Below are 24,644 nucleotides of genomic sequence, written 5' to 3'. Positions count from 1 at the left end.
GTTCAATTTTTGTTTAAATCGATTTAAAGACAAAAAATACATTAATAATGGCAATTACTGCACAAGAAGTAAACAAGCTGCGTCAGATGACCGGAGCTGGTATGATGGACTGTAAAAAGGCTTTGGTAGAAGCTGAAGGTGATTTCGAAAAAGCGATCGAAATTCTTAGAAAAAAAGGACAAAAGGTTTCTGCTTCAAGAGCGGACAGAGAGACTAACGAAGGAATTGTTATTGTAAAGACGAATGAAGACAATACAGTAGGTGTGTTGGTGGCATTCTCTTGTGAGACTGACTTTGTAGCTAAAAATGATGAATTTGTAGCGTTAGGTGAAGAGCTAGCAACTGCTGCTTTTACTCATAAACCTGCCAATGCAGACGCTTTGAAGGCCTTAACCTCCGGGGATATTACCTTGGGCGACAAAATTGTTGAGCTTGTTGGTAAAATTGGCGAGAAATTGGACATCGTAGCCTACGAAGTAATGGAGGGAGAAGCAGTTGTTCCCTACATCCACGCTGGAAGTAAATTAGGCGTTTTAGTTTCTTTGAAAAACACGAATGGTACTGATGTACTGGAAGCAGGAAAAGATGTAGGCATGCAGATCGCAGCGATGAGCCCAATCGCAGTGGATAAAGACGGAGTTGATGCTTCGGTAGTGGAGAAAGAGATCGAGATCGGAAAAGATCAAGCAAGACAAGAGGGCAAGCCTGAAGCCATGCTTGAGAAGATAGCACTTGGTAAATTGAACAAGTTCTACAAAGAAAATACTTTGTTGAGCCAGGCATTTGTGAAAGACAATAGTATGAACATTGCTCAATATTTGGATAGTGTAAATAAGGGAATGACTGTTGCTGAGTTCAAAAGAATTACAATCGGATAATTTCTAACCATCTGATTAAAATAAAAACCCATTTCTATTAAGAAATGGGTTTTTTTGTGTCCTTATCCTTCTTGGGAAAATAGAGCATGATCTATTTTTTGCTGAAAAGTTTTCTTAAACCTGATTTCTTTTCGACAACTGGCTCAACAACTATGCCGGCCAACCAATTGCTAGCGGGTTGTACATAATCAAAAGTTTTTGATTCGATAGACGGGTTTACTTTTTTGATTGCATCGGCGAGTACGTTGGACGATAAAGTAGCCATTGGAGACTCAGATTCGAGCACGGCGATTTTATCAATCTTAACGAGCATTTCTTTCCCGTCCTTCTGAACGAAATCATTCTTAATCCAAATTCGACATTCAGGAGAATATCCTTCTAGTGCTCTACGATCGACCAGCCAATGAACATTTTTAAAATCACTGGCTATTTCCGTTGCCATGCGCATGATTTTCTGCATAGAGACCAGGCCTACTGTACCTTTCCAGCCAAACTGAAATGTGGTATTGTCTTCATCAAATTGAAAGATAGCATCTTCTGCTTCAAAAAGAGTTTTCATAAAATATTTGTTATCCAAGTACTTAGACAGGAGGAGCGCAAAAATAGGTTAAATCAAAAAAATAAACTAGTGAGATAGAAACGAAAAAATAGCGAATACATGATTGGAAAAGCAATTGATTGATAAATTTGCCACCTGTTTAAACAAATCAAATTCAATGACATCAGATCAGTTGAAAGAAGCAAAGGCCCGAGTGAGTGATCTCCGGGGGTATCTTTGACTACGATATCAAAGTAAAAGAAGTAGAAGAAGAAGAATCAATAACTACCCAAGCAGACTTTTGGAATGACCCCAAGCAAGCAGAAGCTATGCTGAAACAAATCAAGGCCAAAAAAATCTGGACTGACGGATTCGCTAAAGTAAATGGAATGTATGAAGACCTGGAGACGCTTTATGAGTTCTACGAAGCGGATGAGGTTGATATGTCAGAAGTTGATACTGAATATAAAAAATTCATAAAGGTACTTGAGGAGCTGGAATTCAAACGCATGTTAAGCGGAGAAGAGGACCAACTAGGTGCTGTAATGGAAATCAATCCAGGCGCGGGGGGAACTGAGAGCATGGACTGGGCTTCTATGCTCATGAGGATGTACATCATGTGGGGTGAGAAGAATGGCTATTCTGTAAAGCAGCTCAACTACCAAGCAGGGGAAACTGCAGGTGTCAAATCAGCCACTTTGGAATTTGATGGTCAATTTGGCTATGGCTATCTAAAGTCAGAAATTGGAGTTCACCGGCTAGTAAGGATTTCTCCATTCGATTCCGGAGGACGAAGACATACCTCTTTTGTGTCGGTTTATGTCTATCCTATAGTTGACGATTCTATCGAAATTGAGGTCAATCAAGGAGATATTGAGTGGCAAACTTCGCGATCAGGTGGTGCAGGTGGCCAGAATGTAAACAAGGTGGAGACTAAAGTACAGCTGACTCATAAACCCTCCGGAATTGTGATTGTTTGCTCCATAGAGCGTTCTCAACTTGCTAATAAGGAGCATGCCATGAAAATGTTGAAGTCCAGGCTTTATCAAATCGAAGTAGACAAGAGAAATGAAAAGAGAGACGAGATCGAAAGCAATAAGATGAAAATTGATTTCGGAAGTCAGATAAGAAATTACGTATTACACCCCTATAAGTTAATCAAGGATGCTCGCACTGGAGTAGAGCGTACTGATGTGCAGAATGTGTTGGATGGCGATTTAGATGATTACATCAAAGCATTTTTAATGGGTCAGGGGCTAGAAACCGACTAATGATATTAGCTGCAATCGATATTGGTTCAAACGCCGTCAGGCTTCAAATTAGCCGCCCAATAACCTATGATGGGATAACCATTTTTAAAAAACTTCAGTACATCAGATTTCCACTCAGGTTAGGTACTGATGTATTCGAGAATAGGCAAATTGGGGATCAAAAATTTAGAGAATTCATTACACTCATGCATGCTTTCAAGGCTATGATTGATTTGTATCAGGTTGACGAATATTACGCCTGTGCCACGTCAGCCATGCGTGAGGCTGAAAATGGTAATGCACTTCTGCAAGCAGTAAAGGCATCCTGTGGCCTTGATATCAATATTATTAGCGGAGACTTGGAAGCAGAACTGATCAATCGAGTAATTGCCTTCAATCTGCAGCAAGATGAACAATATCTCCACATTGATGTAGGTGGAGGTAGTACTGAGTTGACTCTGTATCATGGAGGTCAAAAAGTAGTTTCGAACTCTTTTCCAATTGGAACGGTTCGTCTCTTAAAAAAATCTGAACATGCAGGTACTTGGGATGAAATGTTGCAATGGATTATGAACCATAAAGGAAAGGAAGCCCCGTTGACCGCCATAGGAACTGGAGGCAACATTCGGAAATTGTATGAGTTGACAAATAAGGAAAAAGGCAAGTATATAGGTCTGAAAAAACTTGAAGAAGAGCTCGAGATCCTTAAAAATATGAACTACGATCAACGAGTAGTCAATCTTCAACTTAATGAAGATCGTGCAGATGTAATTATCCCGGCATCGGAAATTTATATAACAATCATGAAAAAAGCTGGGGCCAAGAAAATTATGGTACCTGATGTAGGTCTAAAAGACGGGATCATAAGTTTTCTTTATGATAAGAATACGTTAGAATAATAGCTGGATTGTAGTATCTTCAAGTTTACATGAGTATTCTAGCAAAGACCAAAGAAGCTTCTGAATTTATCAAAACTGAAATTTGGAAAACAACCGAAACCGAGGGTTGGAAAGGATTACGTCTGCGGATTCTGAAGATATTAATCATTACTGCTAAGGAGTTCAAAAAGGACAAAATTGTTTTGCAGTCCTCTGCACTAACCTATTTGACCATCCTATCTATTGTACCGCTTGTTGCAATGATATTTGGTATTTCTAAGGGCTTTGGAATTGAAAACCTGATCCGTACCGAACTTGATAAAATGTTTTTGGGTCAAGAAGTGGTGAAAGATACCATCTTTGAATTTGCTCAAAATATGCTAAGTAATACAAAGGGTGGTCTTATAATAGGAGTGTCGATTGTGGTACTCTTCTTTACCGTGATGAAGCTGCTCAACAATATCGAAGACGTGTTTAACAACATATGGGGCAAGCAAAAAGGAAGAAATATCATTCGAAAGTTTACAGATTATCTGGCACTGATTGTGATCTCACCAATTTTAATCATCTTATCTAGTGGTGTCACCATTTTCGTCGAGCAGCAACTTAGGAAAATTGGACAGACAGGAGAAATTGAGGCCTATGTAACCCCAGTTGCTGCATTTTTTGTTCAACTATCTCCGTTTGTACTGATCTGGTTATTATTCACTATGATCTATGTCATCATGCCCAACACTAAGGTAAAGTTCATTTATGGACTGATCGCGGGTGTCATAGCTGGAACACTCTTCCAGATCGTCCAACAGGGATTTATCACTTTTTCTTTTTTAATGGGTAACTATGGTGCTGTCTATGGCGGACTTGCAGTGCTTCCATTATTCTTTATTTTTTGCCAGTTGAGTTGGACAATAGTTTGTATTGGAGGAGAACTATCTTTCGCCATCCAAAAGGCAGATGAGTATATACCGGATGAAAAAGATGTGAAATTTAGCATGGCAGAGAAAAATAAAATTGCATTGTTGATTGTTCATGCCATAGTAAAAGCCTTTAAAAACAACGAAAAGCCGTGGACAAAACGTGGATTAGCCATAGACCTTCAAATTCCCCATAGGTTTGTTAGCAATGCGATCAATAGACTGGTAACCTCAGGTGTACTAGCAAGAAGTTTGAGTGATGAAGGTGCCAATTATGTTTACCTGCCAGCACTCGACATTAATCAAATTGATATCAATTTTGTCCTAAAAAAATTAGAAGAGGATGGAGATAGAAAGCTTCACGAGACTGAAGTTAAAAATCTTTTGACCATTGAAAAATCACTTGATTTACTTCAGGTCGATCTTTGTAAGTCGAAAGGCAACAAGCTTCTAAAAGACATATAGCTCTTGTGATATACTATATTTAGGGTTCAAACATTTATCAAGCCAACAACATTCCACGTGTTGTTAGAAAGTGAATCTGATACCCAATATAGGTTGGACTTAAACATCCCTGGAGAAGATGGGTGTACATTTGGTGTGAGGGCTGAAGTTCAACCAACTAATAACGATTTTGAAAACCTACTTTTTAAAGAGGATATTAAAAAGTTAACTACTCAGGTTCGCCTTCAGCAAATATTCATAGTTACGGTTTCCGGTCCTGCTGCATTTTAAGTTTACAGGACCCTACTGAATCTTAGGCCAACGAATTGATTGATTTGGATATTTTAATCAATAATTTCAATGTTGCCGATGTAGAATTCAATGAAAATGAAGAAGCTTTCAACTACTTTGAGGATGTCTTTAATGACCTGCCTGGTTTGACTGAAGATTATGCAGGAGAACTTTTTTACCGAATTGGTATAATGTGAAGGTGAATTAACGGGCTGTCTGACAGATGACTATGCTTTGTCCATACGTTGTTTGAACGACCAGGTAAAATGAAAAACGGCGACCACAGTACCATCCGTGGTAATTCCTTCAGTACGCAACTTTACCGTTTCTGACTCTCCGGAGACCATACACCTTTCTACGGCTTCAAATACTCGACCAGCTTCCGAACAAGTAAATTTCACTCTTTTAGTAGCCCTTTTTCTAAAATCACCTTCCATGCCTACAATGATGCTAGCAACACTAGGCTTAATTCCTTCGATAGCCATTAGAGCTATGGCTCCTGTGGACAGTTCAGCAGCCATTGCCATTACTGCGAAGTACATGGATCTAAAAGGGTTTTGATTGAGCCAGCGAAAAGCGACAGTTGTAGTCGCAAAATCATGATTCAGTTCTAAAACCTTCATGCCTGACGCCCACCCTAAAGGGATTTTAAAGAAAAGAAAGGTTCTGAACAACCATGCATTGAGCATTCTTTTTCTAAAACGATCTTGTTCGGGTGATAATGTCATAATTGAGGTATATAGAATTAAACGCAATCGTGAATGTAATCATTTCAATACTCTTGACCAATTTCATTCAAAACAATGATGGGCGTCATATTTTTTTGAAAATACTAGGCTAGATTTGCGTCATGCCAATACGGTTACTCTCCATATTGCTTATTTCAGTTATGATGTACAAGCCTATTTTGTGCACATGGACTGTTGTGGACTTCGCTATGAATAGAGACTATATAGCCGCATACCTTTGTGAGAATCAGGGTCGGCCTGAACTGGAATGTCAGGGGAAATGTTTTTTGATGACGAAGCTTAAAAAGCAAATCAATGACAGCGAAAGTCACAAAGCGAAGCAATTAACCCAGTTGAGCAAAATAGAGTTGATGAATATTCATGCTTTTACAAAATTTCACTTTTCAAACTCTGATTTCATACTGATTGAAAGCGGAGAAGATGAACCAGTACAGACAGGATACCTGAACGGTATCTTTCAACCACCCATCGCTTAAGGTCATCTATCTTGGATGACCCTTCTTATTTGATTTGGGATTGTTAATTAAATAGGGAATCCCTCTTTCTTCTCTTTGTATAGAGGAAGTACATTCAAATTTTTCAATAAACGTAATGCTGGCGTTAAATCAAGGTCAGAATACAAACCAAGTTAAGCGATGAAAAAATTACATAAAGTATTATTTATAGCCATATTGGCGTTGACGCAAGCCTGTTCGGATGATGATAACGAAGGAACGAACCCCGCTTCGGGGATGACCGAAGTAGCATCAGTCGCCATACCCGACTCTGATTTCAAAGTAGTCATGTATATAGAGGAGGCTCGTTCTTTAGAAGTTGGATACAACCACTTTTCTCTAGGCCTCTACAGCGCTGATGGAGAGTGGATGAGTAATTCACATCTCAGCATTACACCCATGATGGAAATGTTCGAAATGGATATGATGCATAGCGCACCATTTGAGGCAACAGTACACGACGCCAGCATGGATATGTTGCAGTCATTTGCCACCGTATTTGTGATGCCTTCTACCGCAGGAGACTGGACACTGAACGTGAGCGTGATGGAGATGGACTCTGAGTTCGAAGGTACAGTTTCGCTGCCGGTCACTGTGACGGCACCAGAATTAACCAGACTCAAATCTGTCACGAGTAATGAGAAAAGTTATTTTATCTCCATGTTGAATACTCAGGATTTTAAAGTTGGAAGCAATGATTTAGAGCTTACCGTGCATATGCGAGAATCCATGATGAGCTGGCCAGCTGTTGAAGACCTTACTATCGAGATTGAACCGGAAATGCCGGCTATGGGTCATGGTTCCCCTAATAATGTGAATCCTGTGCACGATGCACTTGGACATTACAAAGGCACTGTCAACTTTACTATGACCGGTGAATGGTTAATCAACGTCACTATCAAGGATGGTGACACTGTACTCGCCGAAGAAGCTTTTGAAGTTGAATTATAGTTAGAAATGGTTGTTTCAAGGTTGTTTGATTAAGTCAAATGACCTTGAAACAGCTCTTTTGATATGAAAAAAAGCATTATCTATATCATCATTGCAGGGCTCCTAATCGCAAAAGCTGGAAAGGCACAGGTCTCTTATGATACCTGGTTAGATTCTATACAAAGCGAATCTTATATGGGTACAGAAGTATTGCTCGATGAATTGGAACTGACTGGTAAGCGCAATTCGGGTGAAGCTGTAGCTTTTGGTTTTTACAAGAACAATCCACTGAATAGTACTGAAGAGGTTTTGTCTCGTTTGGCTGGCATCAATATGATTCGACGAGGTAATTATGCTTGGGAGCCTACAATAAACGGCCTAAGTAGTGGTCAAATCAATGTTGCGATTGATGGCATGCGTATGTTTGGTGCCTGCACCGACAAGATGGATCCGGTGTCTTCCTACGTAGAACCTAATAATTTAGAAAGTATCGTGATAGAAAAAGGTGGAGGAGGAAGTGCTCATGGTAGTACAGTCGGAGGAGCCGTTGATTTCAAACTCAAACGCCCTAAGTTTAATTCAGCTCTAAATGGAAGCATCAATTCACGATTCGAGTCAGTGTCCAATGGCTTTAGTCAATCGGCTAATGTGAATTACGGTACAGATAGATTGGCTATTCGTATGAATGGCGGCTATCGCAATTATCAGGATTATACCAATGGCAGTGGCCAAAAAGTCTATCACTCCGGATACAAAAAACTAAACTATTCGCTAGGTGTGGCCTACCGAACTCTGGGAAACAATCTGGTGAATTTCGACATTTTGCTGGACGATGCCAGGGATATTGGTTATCCTGGATTGCCCATGGATGTGGCATATGCCAAAGCGAAAATAGGAGCGGTCAGTTATACTATTTTTGAACCTTTGACCTGGATAAAGGAGATTGAATTTAAAGGGTATGCGAATGCAGTCAATCACTTGATGGATGACTCTAAAAGAATGGACGTCCCTGTACGTATGGATATGCCTGGTCAAACCAAAACCTATGGCGGTTATGTTCAAACAAGTGCTATCAAAGGGAAGCATGCCTTTCAGGCCAAGCTAGATGGCTATGCTACTAATGCCTATGCCGAGATGACCATGTTCATTCCCAACGAGCTAGACATGTTTATGCTCACCTGGCCAGACGTGGACCGTCAGGATATTGGCTTGTTTTTTTCTGATCAATGGAAACCTTTGGACCGTTTGACAGCAACTGCCAACTTACGTGTAGAGCAGGCCTTTACTCAAATGAAAAGTGAGATGGGTCAGCAACAATTCTCTGTTTTCGGTCATGATAGCGGAGATTTCAAAGTCAATCAAATGGTGATGAATGCTGGAACCTCGATCGATTACCAATGGTCAGAAAGTTTCTCAACCCAGCTTGGAGCGAGTTATGGTGAACGTTTGCCATCAGTCTCAGAAATGTATGGATTCTATCTCTACAATAATTTTGATGGCTATGATTATGTTGGCAACCCAAACATCAAAAAAGAAAAATCTTATCAGTTGACAGGGTCATTTCGATACAAACCCGTGGATAACTTCGAAATAAATGTGAGTGGATTTCACTACTGGTTTAATGACTACATCATTGGTTACGTTGATGAAAACTTAGATGCCATGACCATAGGTGCCAATGGCACAAAAGTATATGAAAACATCGATGGGGTGACTTTTAGAGGGTTTGATGCTCAGGCTATTTACAGCCCGGCGCAATTCCTACAAGTGTTGTACGCTATGAAGGCTACTTATGCCTCAGATGACGATGGTAAACCTTTGCCATTGATTCCTCCACTAAAAAATAATTTAACATTTGTAGGAGAGCTAAAAGGGTTCAAAATTCAAGTAGAGGGCGAATGGTCAATAGCCCAAAATCGAGTAAGCGAAAATACCGGTGAGCAGGCTACATCGGCTTACCAGCTGGTTCACATTCGAGGTAGTAAGGACTGGAGTTGGAACAAAAATAACTTTGATCTATCAGCCGGAATAGAAAACCTGTTCAACCAAAATTATCGTGAGCATCTGGACTGGGGAGGCGTACTTAGACCTGGTAGGAATGTTTATGCCTCGCTCAAGATTGGGTTTTAATTGACCAAGTTAATTTAAAAGAACAGGTTAGCACCAGGACAAACCGGGCTATCGCAAGCCTCTTCAAAGTTTTAAAATTTGAAGAGATTCTTTTATTCATTACTTCCTGTTTTGGTTATATTGGATATTGCTTAAAACAAGTCGAAAAACTCAAACTCATGCTCCAAATCAGATCCAACTGCGAAAATTGTAATAAATCGCTAGCACCTAATAGTACGAAAGCTATGATTTGCAGCTATGAATGTACCTTTTGCGCGGACTGCGTAAATGAGGTTCTGCACAATGTCTGCCCCAACTGCGGTGGAGGGTTTGAAAAAAGGCCCATTCGGCCAAAAGGCGGAATAGCGAAGCACCCACCAAGCGGCAAACTAGTATTTAATCCAGTGGATATGGAGACCTTTCTACCGCTCATGGAGAAAAACGAGAATATCCCTCCTGATCAAAGGTAATTTTGTGGATTGGTGGTAAATTGTTGTTTGTCTATGATATAGCTAGTCAGTATATCCATTGGACATGTTCAAAGTATCATTAAACATCGCCAAAATGAAATTCTTGTATTGTCTACCGCTAATAACAATAGTATTAGCCTGTCAGCCAACTGCCGAATCACCCGAAAATCTCATCTCGAATCCGTTTCTCATTCCACTCAACGAACCCATTGACTACGCAAAAACCACAGCTGAAGATCTCGAAGAGTATACGCTTCTAACACTCAGCGAAGCCGCAAAAGACATTGAATCAATCAAAGCAGTGGAGTCCCCATCTTTCGACAATGTGTTTGCTGCCATGGATGCCGCAAATAATAAAATGACCAAGGCTTCCAATAACTGCTTTATGCTCTACTGGGTGTCGCCCGACTCGCTGACCAGGGTTACAGGTTTGTCGGGATATAAAAAGATAGACTCTCTGTTCACGGTTATTTATTCCGACAAGGGTCTATTCAATCAAATGCTCAGTTTCAGTAATTCTATAGATTATGAAAATCTGGAGGATTACAAGAAGAACCTTGTAGATGACATAATTGATGGACTCAGGAGATCAGGTGTGAACCTGGACGAAGATCAGTTGATTGAATATAAAAGACTTACACAAAAAATTAATGACCTGACCTCAAGGTATTCCAACAACATGAATACCTCGAATGAATTATTAGAGCTGGATGAGGCTGGTGCAGAAGGTCTTCCTGAAAATTTCAAAGAGACCTATTCATTTGGAGAAGGCAAATACCAGGTACCTGTCATAAATGCGACGAATGGACCCGTCATGAAAAATGCATCTCTAGAAGCCACCAGAAAGGCTTACTATGTCAAATTCAATAATAGAGCTGCAGACAAGAATTTGGATATTTTGGATACTCTTGTCCAAAAAAGATACGAATTGGCTCAATTGATGGGTCATGATACTTATGCTGAGTATAACCTTACACCTAAAATGGCGAAGAATCCTGAGACGGTCTGGGAGTTTATCAATGATCTGGTGGAGAAAACTACGGAGAAAGCAAAGATGGATTTGGCGCTATTGGATAAGGCCAGAGCCAAAGATGTCAGTCAACCCAACGCAGTATTGGATCCATGGGACGTATCCTATTATAAAAATGAACTGCTAAAAACTGAGTATAACGTTGATTCAGAAAAAATCCGCGAATACTTGAGTATGGATGATTGTCTGGAAGGAATGTTCACTCTTTACCAAAACCTCTTAGGCTTAGAATTCCGAAAGGTTGAAAATGGATCGGTATGGTATGAAGAAGTTGAGATGTATGAGGTTTTTGAGGAGGGTAATTTGAAAGGCAGATTCTATTTAGACCTTTTTCCCAGACCGAACAAAGAGTCCTGGTTCTACGGCGTACCCTTGGTTGATGGCAGGTTGATGAAAGATGGCTATGAAGTACCGATATCCATGTTGCTAGGGAATTTTACAAGACCTACAGAAACTCTACCTTCACTTTTGAGTCACGGGGAATTAAGCACCTTATTTCATGAGTTTGGACACATTGTTGACGGTATGTCGTACGGAGGAGATTTTGCCATTCAAGCAAATTCAAAATCAGACTTTTCGGAGGCGATGTCACAAATTTTTGAAAATTGGATATGGGATTATGAGACCTTGAGTACGTTTGCCATGCACTATAAGACAGGAGAGGTTTTACCCAAAGAGTTGTTTGACAATATGGTTAGGGCTAAAAATATCACTTCTGGATTGTCGGCGATTAATTCACTTCGCCGTTGTATATACGACTTAAATCTGTATGACCTTTATGACCCAAATAGCAAGATACCTACAGACGACATCTGGAAGAAAATTGACAAAGAGTTGGGTCTTATGGATGCTTTCGTAGATGGTACCCATCCCCAGTCCAGCTGGATTCATATCAATACACATCCGGTCTATATGTATGGTTATCTATGGTCCGATGTGTATGCTCAGGATATGTTCAGCGTATTTGAGGAAAATGGATTGCAGGATCAGGCGACAGGTATGCGTTATCGGAAGTTAATTCTGGCCAATGGTACCCAGAGAGACGTGGTAGAAGCCGTGGAGGAATTTCTTGGTCGACCTTCAAATAACGAAGCTTATATGAGAGGATTGGGTTTGGAATAATAGAATAATATTCCTACTGATCATCAAATTGACTATCAATATCCTGCTCTTTAACGATGGCAGGACGATAGATTTCAAATTCTACACGGCGATTTAGCTTACGGTCCTCTTCACTTACTTCATCTACTATGGGCTGGGCACTGCCGAAACCGTCATGTTCGACCCGATTAGAACCTACACCACCAAAGATTACGATGTAATCCCGAATCGTCTGCGCACGGTCTTTGGATAGTTGTAAGTTCAACAGATCTGATCCATATTTATCTGTGTGTCCGGATATACGCAAATAGAAATCTGGATTGTCGTACATGAAATTTATGATTTTGTTCAAATCACCATACATTTCTACTTTCAAATTGGCCTGACCTGCATCGAATTCAATAGATTCGAATTTCACTTTGCTGGCTATTGGTTCAGTAACTTCGTGAAACTGGACTGGGCCATCCAGGTAAAACATTTCTTCAATTCTGAAAAATTCATCCCCTTGAATAATTAACAAGTAGTTTCTGTGGTTGATCAAATCGAACTCAAAACTACCATCCGGTCGGAGGTATTTAGGAGCCACGGCCGTGCCTTCGTCTAAATCGATTACCGATACAATACCTGTAAATGGCTTGCCAGTCAAAGAATCAGTGAGTGAGCCCGCTATGGTAGTCAGGGCTTCTGGCTGTGCTTCCATTGGCAATGGAAATGAGTATAAGTCGAGCATGTTTAAGTCTCTTGTCGCAGACCTGGAATAGAATAGATCCTTAGATTCAGAATCAATTGAAAAATAGAACTCACTGCCTCTTCCATTTACGAGTGGACCTATATTGATGGGTTCACTCCATTGGTCATTATTATGATAGGTTTTGTAAATATCAAACTCTCCAAACTTGAACAGCTGGCCGTTTGAGCTAAAAAATAGGACTTCATAATTGGGGTGATAAAATGGACTCACCTCATTTTTTCGAGTATTGACTACCGGTCCCAAATTCTGTGCGGGCATCCATTCCTCTTTGTCATTTTTGTAAGTAAAATAAATGTCAGATAAGCCGAATCCTCCTATCCTGTCAGAAGCAAAATATAGCGTATCTTCAGTATGAGATAGGCTTGGATGAGAATCCCAACTGACACTATTAATTGAAAATCCGATGTTTTCAATATCAGTCCAAACACTATCCTCATTTAATTTAGCCACAAATATGTCGCAGTTGCCCATTGACTCGGGTGATTCACATCTCGAAAAATACAGTGTTCTTCCATTTTTGGAAATGCAAGCCGATCCTTCATTGTACTGCGTGTTGATTTCCCTCATATCAGTGCTTAAATCCCAATAGCCATCAGACTTGAGTGAGATAAACAGATCTTCGTTTTTTCGATAACTCAAACCTTGTAGCTGTTCATTTCTTTTGGATGTGAATATCATGACCTGATTATTCATACCAAGAGTCGGTGCATAGTCTGCCTGACGAGAATTAATCTTTCGTCCCATATTTAACAGTACTCCTCTTGGCGGTCGAATAGTATCTATTGCCTTCCGATGTTCTACCAACTTGTAGTAGTAGTCTAAAGGCACAAAGTTGTCTATTTCTTGAGTATTGAGAGAGTCGTAGTAGAGTTCTATTTCACGGACATCGATCTTCTGATGGTGATGCCTCAAAGCCAGTTTGTAAAGTGAACGGGCCTCTTCTTCCGTGCCATAAATCTCTGTCAATTTGGCCAGTCGCCAAATCCAATAGGTGTCCACATAAAAATTACGAATTCCAAATTGCATTACATAATCCTGGAGAGCAGGATAGAGCTGAGCCCATTTCTTATCAGCCTCCAACTTTTGAATATGCTGCATTTTTCCTTTGTTATAATATTCATTAATGACGTTGATGTTTTTAAAATTATAAATACTGAATTGTCCTTCAGTACCCAGTGTATCAACTTGTAAAAGTGCACTTGATTCCTTCTTCTTACCCAATAACTGTGCATTTGACGAAGAGTATGCCAAGATCAGGGTGAAAAGAAATAAGAAGATATTTTTGAATGAAAAGTTAATCAATGAAAATTCCTTTTTTCGTTACAAGTACATCAGCTATCTTAAGAATTTATAAGACCACACAGCGTTTTTCAAATTTAGTGCAGACAACTTTGATAACGAATGAAAGCTGTGATTAAATATAGTTACTTTGGCATGCCGATTGTAATTTATGTTGTTCTAAAAAATAGACCGGCTGTCTTCGGGTAATTGTGCCAATATGACAGCATTGGATGAATAGTTTATGGAGTTGAATAATTTTTATAATTCTTACCTTTTTTCGGAACTAGCAGATGAGGATTCAGAGGAGCTTATCCCTCTTGACCTTACGGGAGAGGATGATGAATTGGATCCGAAGGATCTACCTGATGACCTGCCCATTTTACCATTAAAGAATGCAGTTCTTTTTCCAGGCGTAGTCATACCAATTACCGTGGGGAGACAGAAGTCTATCCGGTTAGTAAAGAAGGCCTATCGGACCAACAAGATCATTGGCGTGGCTGCGCAAATGAATTCGGAAGCAGAAGATCCGGGAGAAAAAGAAATATATAAGGTAGGCACTGTAGCGAAAATATTGAAGATGTTGGTTTTGCCTGATGGCAATACAACTATTATTATTCAGGGCAAGAGTAGAATGGAGATTCAGCAGGTTGTGCAGGAAAACCCTTATCTCACAGCTAAAGTCAATCTGCTACATGAAAACTTTGTGGAAGATGAGAACAAAGAAACTGTAGCGATCATATACTCTTTGAAGGACGCGGCCAAAAAGATATTGAAGCTAAACCCTGAAATCCCTAAAGAAGCACAGGCAGCTCTAGAGAACATCAACAGCTATAAATTTTTAACACACTTCTTGTGTTCCAATATCAACACGGAGGTGAAGGACAAGCAGAAACTGCTTGAAATTAATGATGGGAATAAGCGCGCTGAGGCACTTCTTAAGTACATGTTGAAAGACATTCAGGTACTTGAACTCAAGCACGAGATACACAACAAGGTAAATACTGATATAGATCAGCAGCAACGTGATTACTATTTGCGTCAGCAAATGAAAGTGCTCCAGGATGAACTAGGACATGGTGGTGCTGAGCAAGAGCTAGACGAGCTCCGTTCCAAAGGATTGAAGAAAAACTGGCCTGACGAGGTAGCAGAGCATTTTGAAAAAGAACTGGGTAAAATCGAAAGAATGAACCCAATGGCGGCAGAATATCCGGTGGCGATGAATTATGCCGAACTATTGATTGAACTGCCTTGGGATGATATTTCAGAAGATAATTTTGATCTCAAACGTGCTAAAAAGATTTTGGATCAAGACCATTTTGGGCTCGAAAAAGTCAAGGACAGAATCATAGAATATCTTGCGGTACGAAAACTAAAAAATGACCTCAAAGGACCTATTTTATGCTTATTCGGACCTCCTGGTGTAGGTAAAACTTCTTTGGGTAAGTCTATAGCCAAGGCATTGAACAGAGAATACGTGCGTATGTCATTGGGCGGAGTGCACGACGAGGCTGAGATTCGCGGACATAGAAAAACATACATTGGCGCAATGCCAGGTAAGATCATTCAAAACATTAATAAGGCAAAAACTTCAAATCCTGTTTTTGTCTTAGATGAGATTGATAAGGTTTCTTCTGACTTTAGAGGGGATCCTTCATCGGCGCTGTTGGAAGTACTGGATCCTGAGCAAAACGAAACATTTAAAGATAATTTTCTTGAAGTAGAATATGATCTGTCAAAAGTTCTGTTTATCGCCACCGCAAACTCTCTAGATACTATTCAGCCTGCGCTTCGTGATAGAATGGAGATCATCCAAATTACAGGCTATACACTCGAAGAAAAAATCCAAATTGCAAAGAAGCACCTTTTACCAAAGCAACTGGAAGAGCATGGTATGAAGTCGAGTCAATTGTCTATGGATCAAAAGGCCTTCGCCAAACTGGTGGATGACTACACACGTGAATCCGGGGTAAGAAACCTTGAGCGCAAGGTAGGAGCTGTGGTACGTGATGCCGCTAAGTCTATTGCGATGGAGGAAGAATATGCCAAAAAAGTTACACCAGAAGAGATTCGTAGAATTTTGGGTGCAGAGGTTTTTGATAAAGAGCTCTATCAAGATAATACCCACGCAGGAGTGGTAACAGGTTTGGCCTGGACATCGGTTGGAGGTGAAATTTTATTCATCGAGTCTAGTTTGAGCAGAGGCAAGGGCAAACTGACCCTATCCGGCCAATTGGGGGACGTGATGAAAGAGTCAGCAATGACAGCACTCTCTTATCTTAAGTCTAATGCCGAAAATCTCAAGCTGGACTATAGAGTTTTTGATAATTACGACCTCCATATCCATGTGCCAGCAGGAGCTGTACCTAAAGATGGTCCATCTGCTGGTATAACTATGCTGACCTCACTGGCTTCAGTTTTTACACAACGTAAGGTGAAACAAAAATTGGCCATGACAGGAGAGATTACCCTTCGCGGGAAGGTCTTACCTGTGGGTGGGATTAAGGAGAAAATACTGGCTGCCAAACGTGCCGGTATCAAGGAGATAATTCTTTGTGAGAAAAACAAGAGGGACATAGATGAGATTGATGAGAGATATCTGAAAGGTTTGAAATTTCACTTTGCCGAGACGGTGGAGGAAGTGCTGGCAGTAGCTCTTCTTCCTCAGAAAGTTCAAAACGCAATGGAATTGGTGAGCACAGTCAAAAATTAAGGGTAAAATCATCTTATCTTTGATAGCTAAAATAAAATCAACATGAAGAAACCTGCCTATGTCATTCTTTTTTGGATACAGGCAGGTTTTTTATTTGCCCAATCAGACAATTCATTCCAGTTCCTGAACCTTCCCGTTGGGGCTAGAGTGGCCGGATTAGGTGGTGTTATTGCATCTGCGACAGACAATGACGTAAATCTATTTTTGTCCAATCCAGCCTTATTGGACTCAACAAACGATAATCATGTCTCTTTTAGCCACCTGGGTTTTTACGCGGATGTGAAATACAATTCTCTGGCTTATGCTAAAAAATTTGAAAAAGCTGGGACTTTTGGTATTGGGATTCAGCATTTGGGCTATGGATCTATCGATAGCTACGATGCATCCGGCAACTCCATTGGAACATTCAATGCTAACGAAACCGCAGTCACTGTTTCTCACAGCCACCAGCTTAGCATTTTTAAGTTGGGTGCTAATTTGAAGTATGTGCATTCAGGAATATACACATATAGCTCTTCCGCACTTGCGCTAGATATAGGTGGTATGTTCATCCATCCAAACAAGGAGTTGGTAATATCTATATTATTCAAAAATTTGGGAGTCGTATTATCAGATTATTCCAATACTTCCGATTCTTCTTTACCAACTGATTTACAAATAGGGATTACTTTCAAGCCTGAGCACATGCCATTCCGATTTTCGTTTACAGGACACAACCTGTTTCACCCAAATCAAAATTACTTCGACGAAAGGTTGGATGCCGGGAATAGCGAACCTGGTATAGGGGATAAAATATTCCGACATGTAAATATTGGAACAGAAATTTTATTCAGCCGTAATTTTAACATAAGGTTGGGTTACAATCATCGGATTAGAAAGGAATTGAGCCTTGCAGAAAAATCAGGTCTTTCGGGCATTTCTATTGGCCTGATGGCCAAAGTAAGGTCCTTTGAACTAGCGTATACCTTTACCACGTACCATGTAGATAGTGGTCGAAGCTATTTCACCATTACGAGTAATTTGAATAGAGTATTTAAGAAAAAGTCAATCATATAAGATGTTATCAAAAGATCAATACCTCACTCCCAAGCAGATTGTTGCTGAGCTGGATAAATACATTATAGGGCAGAAAGATGCCAAGCGGAATGTGGCCATTGCACTTCGAAACCGATGGAGAAGGATGAATGTAAAAACAGAAATCCAAGGTGAAATCGTACCCAACAACATTCTTATGATAGGTGCAACTGGAGTAGGAAAAACAGAAATCGCGAGGCGATTGGCCAAAGTGGCAGATGCTCCTTTTGTAAAAGTGGAAGCTTCAAAATTTACGGAAGTGGGCTATGTAGGTCGCGATGTTGAAAGCATGGTTAGAGACTTAGTGGAACAGGCAGTAAGCCTGGTAAAACATGCACAAAAGGACAAAGTCAAAGAAAAGGCAGAAGAAATTGTAGAAAACATTATTCTCGACGCCCTCATTCCGCCGATAAAAAAATCAACCCCGAGCTTGAGTGGTAACTCTGATGGATTTGAGACTATTCCGATGGACGACACCGAATTGAATGAAAAAACTCGCGAACGGTTCAGAGAGAAAATAAGAAACGGTGAACTGGAAGATCGTAAGATAGATATTAGCGTGAATCAAAATTCTTCAGGTGGCATTGGCATGATTGGTGGCGGGGCTATGGACGAAACCTCCATGATGAATATTCAGGAGATGATTGGGCAGATGATGCCTAAAAAATCGAAGAAAAGAAAAGTTACCATAGCGGATGCCAGAAAGTTATTAATGGAAGAAGAGTCCTCTCGACTGATCGACATGGATGAGGTGAAGGAAGAAGCCATAGAAAAAGCCGAGAATACAGGTATTATTTTTATTGATGAGGTGGATAAAATCGCTGTTGGAGCATCGAAAAAGGGAGGGCCTGACGTGAGTAGAGAAGGCGTACAGCGTGACCTATTACCCATAGTAGAAGGCAGTGCCGTGAATACCAAATATGGAGTGATTAATACAGATCATATCCTTTTCATTGCAGCAGGTGCATTTCATTTCGCAAAGCCGTCAGATTTGATCCCGGAATTGCAAGGACGATTTCCTATTAGGGTAGAATTAGAAAATCTTACCAAAGAAGACTTCGTAAGAATATTGAGCGAGCCTAAAAATGCATTGACAAAACAATATACTGCGCTAATAGGCTCGGAAGATGTAGATATTTCATTCAATGATGAAGCCATTGATGAAATTGCTTCAATTGCTTTCAATATCAATGCAGAGATTGAAAATATAGGGGCGAGGAGACTTCATACCGTAATGAGCAGATTGCTGAACGACATTCTTTTTGATATTCCAGATGTCATAGGCCCGAATGCTAAAATAGTAATTGATAAATCTAAAGTGCAGGAAAAGCTAGACGGAATGGTTGAAAACAAGGATTTGAGTCAGTTTATTTTGTAAGTTGATTTGTCAAGGTCCAATCCATCAGAATTGGGTAAAACAAAACACTGTTTATGTCAAATACTGCCAGGTTATGTCCTATTTGATATTCTTATTTTCAAATCTGAAGTTCAGTGGATTTTTATTGAGGAAGAATTTCTTTAACTTATTGAATAACTGAATTAGGCTGGAATGTGCTTAAACACACACTTTAAATTCAAAGATTTAAAAAACACCATTAAGTACTCCCAAATTCTTCGCTTTAGCAAAATGATCATTGTCATTTTAGCTACTTTTTCTATTGGAATATTGGGCTGTAAAAAGGTTGAGTCTCGCAACGAAGATGTTGGCGAACAGAAGAAGTACGGCATTCTGGAACCAAACCTAATTGTAAACCTGTCTTCGACGTCCGATACACTTATTGGCCACCTAAAGCCAACAAAGGCAGTCGGAACCAAAGTGAAGGCGAAGGCCCCGATGAAACGCAAAATTTCGTCATTTAACATTAAAAGTAAAGAACCTCAGATTATCCCAATTAACAGGAGAAATCTGGAAATTGTTCAAGTCGAGGCCAAAGAGGATAGAATCACAACAATTGGTGATATTCAGCCTCAATTGATTTCACAACCAGTTCCAATTAAAGCCTTACCCATGCGATTTAAGGATGCTGCACAATTCAATATTCAGTATCTGGATGTGGAACAAGGAATCTCTTCGTCATTCGTATACTCTATCTATGAGGACAAAAAAGGAAATCTTTGGTTTGGAACTTATGGAGGTGGGCTTTGCAGATACGATGGTAAAAATATTCACAATTATACGGATATAGAAGGCCTTTCGAATAACAGGATTCGAGTGATATTGGAAGATCAGTCTGGCAATATTTGGATTGGAACCAATGGAGGTGGAGTGATTAAATACAACGGGCAGAATTTTATAAATTATTCAACCGACAACGGTCTCGCAGATAACCGAGTATATGGCATACATGAAGATAGAGCAGGCAAGCTGTGGTTTGGGTTTGCTAATGGTAAAGTAAGTCGTTTCGACGGGGACTCATTTTTCACTTTAGATGAATCGGATGGTCTGAGCGGAGAAAGAGTATACGCCATTATGGAGGATCTGGCGGGCAATATGTGGTTTGGGACTGATGGAGGAGGAATATCAATATATGACGGAGAGCAAACGATTCGATTGCAAGTCAAAGATGGATTGCCTAACGATCAAATTCGTGAGATTATTGAGGATGAATTTGGTGACATTTGGATTGCAACCAACGGAGGCGGACTCTGCAAATACGATGAAAAAACATTAAGCCTCTATGGAGAAAAACAAGGTCTGCCGAATGGCAAAATTCTTTCAATGATTCAAGACGAAGAAGGCAATTTTTGGCTTGGTACATATGGCGGAGGAGCTATCAAATTTGATAGGCATCAATTCAGTCATTACACAGAAACGGACGGGCTTTCAGACAATACTGTGCTGAGTATTCTCGAAGATCGGAGCAACAACATATGGTTTGGGACCAACGGTGGTGGGGTCAGCAAGCTGAAAGAGAATTCATTCAATAGTTATTTAGGCAAAGACATTCTTGAAAACAACACCGTAAGGTCTATAATCGAAGATCGGAGAGGCAACATATGGTTTTGTACGGATGGTGAAGGTATGACCAAATTTGATGGCAGTGTCTATGAGACCTATTCGAAGGCTACCGGACTTCCTAATGGTGATATTTATTGCATGTTGGAAGATAGGAATGGTACTTTTTGGTTTGGTACACGTGGAGGAGGAGTCTTTTCATTCGATGGAGAATATTTTGTGAGCTATACAGAAGAAGATGGTCTGGCCCACAACAATGTGCGAAGTATGCACGAGGATATTAATGGCAACCTTTGGTTCGGCACCTATGGAGGTGGGGTTAGTCGATTTGATGGAACATCTTTTTCAACAATAAGTGAACAGGACGGGTTAGGAAGAAATATTGTCAGATGTATAGCCGAAGATAAGAAAGGAAACTTATGGTTTGGTACTGATGGTGGTGGTGTTTCCAGATATGATGGAACCAGATTGATGAATCTGAGCGAGCAGTCCGGCCTACCTAGTAATATTATAATGACCATATATGAGGACAAAAAAGGCAACATGTGGTTTGGAACTTGGGGAGGTGGTTTATGCAAATTTGACGGTAATAAGTTTGAGCATTTCACGAAAGAAAGTGGGTTGACTCATGATTTGGTTTTGTCCATAATTGAGGACAGAAATGATAACATTTGGGTGGGCACTGAAGCAGGAATAAGTGTACTTCAATCGTCTCAGTCTAACGAGAATTTTACTTGTACCAATATGACCAAGTGGGACGGTCTGAAACGATTGGACCTCGCACTAAACGCTGTTTGTCTGGATCGAAATAATCAAGTGTGGTGGGGGCATGGTAAGGGCATCACAAAATTGGATTTGAATTCGTTTACAGTAAGTGGTAAGCAGCCAGAAGTACAGTTGAATTATGTGGAAATCAATCAGGAGTTCGTGGACTTTAGAAGACTTAGCGAAAGCGAGTGCTCAGATTGTGGTATTAGTGGTCAACTTACCGATGTAGATAGTCCAGTAATCCCTTTTTATAACTACCCGGAAAATCTCAGATTACCACATCATCTTAATCATCTGACTTTTCATTTTTCAGCTATAGATTGGGCGGCTCCTCATAAATTGCAATACCAGTACAAATTAGAAGGATTTGATGAAGCTTGGAGCTCACTCCAGCCCGATGGTGTGGCCGAATACAGAAACATCCCATATGGGTCTTATGTATTTGATTTTCGAGCTATAGGGGAGTCTAATGTCTACAGCAAAACATTAAGCTATCCGATTCAGATTGTGGCACCATGGTACGAAAATACCTGGGCGCGCGTACTTGGAGTCCTGCTGTTTATTGCAGTGTTGTATGGACTATTCAGGTGGAGGATAAGCCAGCTTAGTCAAAACCAAAAAGTGCTTATGCAGGTTGTAAATGAGAGGACAAAGGAGATAAAACTGGCCAACGAAAAACTAACTGAAAAAAACAAACAGATTTCTACCCAATCTGAAAAGTTAAATATGGCTAATGAGGCATTGAATTCGGTCAACGCTAATTTGGAAAAAATGGTCAAGGACAGAACCCAGGAATTGACAAACAAGAACAAGACACTTTCAGATTATGCCTTTATGAATGCCCACAATCTAAGAGTGCCTGTGGCCAATATTAAAGGCATAATCCAATTATTTGATTTCAAGCTTACGATTGAAGAAAAGGAAGAACTCATCGAAAAGCTGAAAGGGCAGTCAGACGACCTTGATCAGGCGCTAATCGATATTACGCTTAGACTTGAAAAGGACGAGCCCTAAGACTCGGGCTCAGGTTATTAGTCAACCAGCTCACGTTCCTCATCTGCCTCAAATTCTTCTTGTGATTCACTTAAAGGAGTCAAATTGTCAGGAATTTCATCATCCATTTGAGGAAACACTTCTACGATATTTGTTTTGGCAATGCTCGATATTTCAAATGGAACCAGCATATTGTCCAGGCTTTGCTCCACTCTTTCATAGGCCTGTTTTACGTTTTCGGCGCTGGTGAGTATATATGTCGTGATTTTTACTTCCTTCTCGGAATCTCCATCCACCGTGCTGTATTGTACTTTGCATTTATACCAGTAGTCAGCATCCTCAAAATTAATGACCTCTCCAATGTTCGTCTTCGCAATGGTCATTATCTGAAATTCACCACTTACGGTTCGCTCCATGGCTCCATAGATACGAGATTCCGCATCTGTGTAGGATACCGCATCTACAAGGTGCAATTCGGATGTCTGCTTGAGCATCCCTTCATCGTTTTCTTTTGCATATTTTGCCTTGCACTGATACCAGATTTTCATGTTGAATACTTTTTTGGTTTGTTAAAATACTTAAAAATGAGGGTCGCAAAAATAGAACTAATTGGGCATGCTTTCCAACCTATTTGATTCATAAAATATGCAGTGAAAATTTTCAAAGCTATTGAAAGGACGGGGAAAGGCTGAATGATTTCCTTTAAGGAATTATTCCTATTTTTATTTTTTTGAAAGTGGCAGATTAACCTAAATACTTCATGATAACCAATCAATCTTTTTTATTCAGATGGCTCTTCATCTATTTTTTTCTTTATCAGTTCCCTTCTTTTTTAGCATATATTGAACCCTTAGAGTTTGTGGATGACGGGTTAACGTCTTTTTATCAGATCATCATTCCCTGGTTGGGTAAAAACATATTGTCTTTGGAAAAAGATATTACTGTTTTTAGTAACGGTAGCGGAGATACCACATATGATTATGTGCTGGTATTGTTTTGGGCGGTAGTCTCGCTAATTGGTGCCTCGGTTTGGGCGGTGTTTGATAGGCAAAAACGAAATTTTGAAAAACTGAATTATTGGCTAATAGTATGGCTTCGTTTTTCAGTTGGGTTTATTTTATTACACTATGGTCTAATCAAAATTGTAAAATTACAATTCTCTGACCCTTCGTTTGGAAGGCTAATTCAATCGGTTGGAGATATGTCTCCAATGGGGCTGGCCTGGACGTTTATGGGCTACTCGAAAGGCTACAATTTGTTTATTGGTCTTGGTGAAGCTTTTGGAGGTGTTTTATTGCTACACCGCAGAACATCCTTGCTTGGCAGCCTGGTCTGTAATGTTGTTTTAGTCAATATCGTCGCAATCAATTTCTTTTTCGATGTACCTGTCAAGCTCTTTTCATCCCATTTACTCGTCATGTCTATGATAATAATGGCCCCAGATATGAATCGGTTGTTCAGAGTTCTTTTCAATCAGGCCGTAGATACTACTCAAAAATATCACCTGACTTTTGCCAAAGGGAAGCATCTTCGAATGGCCCAAGGAGGAAAAATTTTGATGATGGGACTAATCCTTTACCCGATGTTGGCAGGAATTAGTTCAAGCTATGAATCCTACGGCAGCGGAGCAGTAAAACCACCGCTATATGGATTGTATGAAATTGACTGGTTTGTTAAAAACGGAGATACTATTCCGGCGAATATTAATAATACCGATCGATGGAATAAAATCGCTGTAGACTACAAGACATTCATGAGCGTCGAAAAAATGGACAAATCCAGGTCTTATCACAAAATTGACTGGGACTCATTGTCGCAAGAATTGATAGTAATTGATCGCCAAGATACTACCAACCGATACCGCTTGGCTTGCGAATTATCAGACTCTTCCCTGTACATGCATGGCGTCTTATTTTCGGATTCAATTGGGCTTCAAGCTAAACGCAAAAAAAAGGATGAATTCCTTTTAATGAATCGCGGGTTTCACTGGATCAATGAATATCCTTTCAATAGGTAGTGGTCAGTTAATACAACA

General features: G+C 40.1%; 20 protein-coding genes. 16 read left to right on the top strand and 4 right to left on the bottom strand.

The window, feature by feature from the left end:
• Positions 1-47: 47 nt before the first annotated feature.
• Positions 48-878 carry a translation elongation factor Ts gene (gene tsf / locus ABJD64_RS14020; RefSeq protein WP_348182533.1) on the top strand — a complete coding sequence of 277 codons (831 nt, stop codon included), beginning with the start codon at positions 48-50 and terminating at the stop codon, positions 876-878.
• Between the two features lie 91 nt (positions 879-969).
• Here the strand turns inward: tsf and ABJD64_RS14015 are convergent, their stop codons facing one another.
• Positions 970-1,437, bottom strand: coding sequence for a hypothetical protein (locus ABJD64_RS14015; protein ID WP_348182530.1), 468 nt, complete (start codon positions 1,435-1,437; stop codon positions 970-972).
• 157 nt (positions 1,438-1,594) lie between these two features.
• Here ABJD64_RS14015 and prfB point away from each other — a divergent pair.
• From prfB to ABJD64_RS13990, 5 genes are all read left to right on the top strand, one after another.
• A protein-coding gene (prfB, locus tag ABJD64_RS14010; RefSeq protein ID WP_348182528.1) for a peptide chain release factor 2 occupies positions 1,595-2,687 on the top strand; the annotation gives its coding sequence in 2 pieces (ribosomal slippage) (positions 1,595-1,654 and positions 1,656-2,687; 1,092 coding nt in all).
• Positions 2,687-3,565: a phosphatase gene (locus tag ABJD64_RS14005; protein WP_348182526.1), complete on the top strand. Its 879-nt coding sequence runs from the start codon at positions 2,687-2,689 to the stop codon at positions 3,563-3,565. The genes prfB and ABJD64_RS14005 overlap by 1 nt, the downstream gene beginning before the upstream one ends.
• Positions 3,566-3,594: 29 nt before the next feature.
• Positions 3,595-4,923: a YihY/virulence factor BrkB family protein gene (locus ABJD64_RS14000; protein WP_348182524.1), complete on the top strand. Its 1,329-nt coding sequence runs from the start codon at positions 3,595-3,597 to the stop codon at positions 4,921-4,923.
• A gap of 57 nt (positions 4,924-4,980) precedes the next feature.
• Complete coding sequence (locus ABJD64_RS13995) at positions 4,981-5,193, top strand: hypothetical protein (protein WP_348182522.1); 213 nt, start codon at positions 4,981-4,983, stop codon at positions 5,191-5,193.
• Between the two features lie 44 nt (positions 5,194-5,237).
• Positions 5,238-5,390, top strand: coding sequence for a hypothetical protein (locus ABJD64_RS13990; RefSeq protein ID WP_348182520.1), 153 nt, complete (start codon positions 5,238-5,240; stop codon positions 5,388-5,390).
• A 30-nt stretch (positions 5,391-5,420) separates the two neighbouring features.
• Here the strand turns inward: ABJD64_RS13990 and ABJD64_RS13985 are convergent, their stop codons facing one another.
• Positions 5,421-5,921 (bottom strand): DUF4442 domain-containing protein, encoded by a 501-nt coding sequence (locus tag ABJD64_RS13985; RefSeq protein WP_348182519.1) that lies wholly within the window; start codon positions 5,919-5,921, stop codon positions 5,421-5,423.
• A 290-nt stretch (positions 5,922-6,211) separates the two neighbouring features.
• Here ABJD64_RS13985 and ABJD64_RS13980 point away from each other — a divergent pair, with 290 nt between their 5' ends.
• The 5 genes from ABJD64_RS13980 (at position 6,212) to ABJD64_RS13960 (ending at position 12,097) form a co-directional block, all read left to right on the top strand.
• Positions 6,212-6,418: a hypothetical protein gene (locus ABJD64_RS13980; protein ID WP_348182517.1), complete on the top strand. Its 207-nt coding sequence runs from the start codon at positions 6,212-6,214 to the stop codon at positions 6,416-6,418.
• A 159-nt stretch (positions 6,419-6,577) separates the two neighbouring features.
• The gene (locus ABJD64_RS13975; protein ID WP_348182515.1) at positions 6,578-7,387 is read left to right on the top strand and encodes a FixH family protein; all 810 of its coding nucleotides are present in this window, start codon (positions 6,578-6,580) and stop codon (positions 7,385-7,387) included.
• 63 nt (positions 7,388-7,450) lie between these two features.
• Positions 7,451-9,496 carry a TonB-dependent receptor gene (locus ABJD64_RS13970; protein ID WP_348182513.1) on the top strand — a complete coding sequence of 682 codons (2,046 nt, stop codon included), beginning with the start codon at positions 7,451-7,453 and terminating at the stop codon, positions 9,494-9,496.
• Between the two features lie 158 nt (positions 9,497-9,654).
• Positions 9,655-9,945, top strand: coding sequence for a DUF1272 domain-containing protein (locus tag ABJD64_RS13965; RefSeq protein WP_348182512.1), 291 nt, complete (start codon positions 9,655-9,657; stop codon positions 9,943-9,945).
• Positions 9,946-10,039: 94 nt separating this feature from the next.
• Positions 10,040-12,097: a M3 family metallopeptidase gene (locus tag ABJD64_RS13960; RefSeq protein ID WP_348182510.1), complete on the top strand. Its 2,058-nt coding sequence runs from the start codon at positions 10,040-10,042 to the stop codon at positions 12,095-12,097.
• Positions 12,098-12,110: 13 nt separating this feature from the next.
• Here ABJD64_RS13960 and ABJD64_RS13955 read toward each other — a convergent pair whose 3' ends face one another.
• On the bottom strand, positions 12,111-14,048 hold the full coding sequence (locus tag ABJD64_RS13955) for an OmpA family protein (RefSeq protein WP_348182508.1): 1,938 nt from the start codon (positions 14,046-14,048) through the stop codon (positions 12,111-12,113).
• A gap of 301 nt (positions 14,049-14,349) precedes the next feature.
• Here ABJD64_RS13955 and lon point away from each other — a divergent pair, with 301 nt between their 5' ends.
• The 4 genes from lon (at position 14,350) to ABJD64_RS13935 (ending at position 22,630) form a co-directional block, all read left to right on the top strand.
• Complete coding sequence (gene lon / locus ABJD64_RS13950) at positions 14,350-16,818, top strand: endopeptidase La (RefSeq protein ID WP_348182506.1); 2,469 nt, start codon at positions 14,350-14,352, stop codon at positions 16,816-16,818.
• Between the two features lie 42 nt (positions 16,819-16,860).
• A complete protein-coding gene (gene porQ / locus ABJD64_RS13945; protein WP_348182504.1) occupies positions 16,861-17,874 on the top strand; it encodes a type IX secretion system protein PorQ in 1,014 nt (337 codons plus the stop codon).
• A gap of 1 nt (position 17,875) precedes the next feature.
• Positions 17,876-19,270: an ATP-dependent protease ATPase subunit HslU gene (gene hslU / locus ABJD64_RS13940; RefSeq protein ID WP_348182502.1), complete on the top strand. Its 1,395-nt coding sequence runs from the start codon at positions 17,876-17,878 to the stop codon at positions 19,268-19,270.
• 249 nt (positions 19,271-19,519) lie between these two features.
• Complete coding sequence (locus ABJD64_RS13935) at positions 19,520-22,630, top strand: two-component regulator propeller domain-containing protein (RefSeq protein WP_348182500.1); 3,111 nt, start codon at positions 19,520-19,522, stop codon at positions 22,628-22,630.
• Between the two features lie 17 nt (positions 22,631-22,647).
• Here the strand turns inward: ABJD64_RS13935 and ABJD64_RS13930 are convergent, their stop codons facing one another.
• Complete coding sequence (locus ABJD64_RS13930; RefSeq protein WP_348182498.1) at positions 22,648-23,157, bottom strand: DUF4494 domain-containing protein; 510 nt, start codon at positions 23,155-23,157, stop codon at positions 22,648-22,650.
• A 212-nt stretch (positions 23,158-23,369) separates the two neighbouring features.
• Between ABJD64_RS13930 and ABJD64_RS13925 the strand changes: the two genes are divergently transcribed.
• Complete coding sequence (locus ABJD64_RS13925) at positions 23,370-24,626, top strand: hypothetical protein (protein WP_348182496.1); 1,257 nt, start codon at positions 23,370-23,372, stop codon at positions 24,624-24,626.
• Positions 24,627-24,644: the final 18 nt, after the last annotated feature.

Origin of the sequence: Reichenbachiella sp., from assembly GCF_039944555.1 — a bacterium.
Lineage (GTDB): Bacteria > Bacteroidota > Bacteroidia > Cytophagales > Cyclobacteriaceae > Reichenbachiella.
This window is presented reverse-complemented; position numbering and strand designations above follow the sequence as displayed.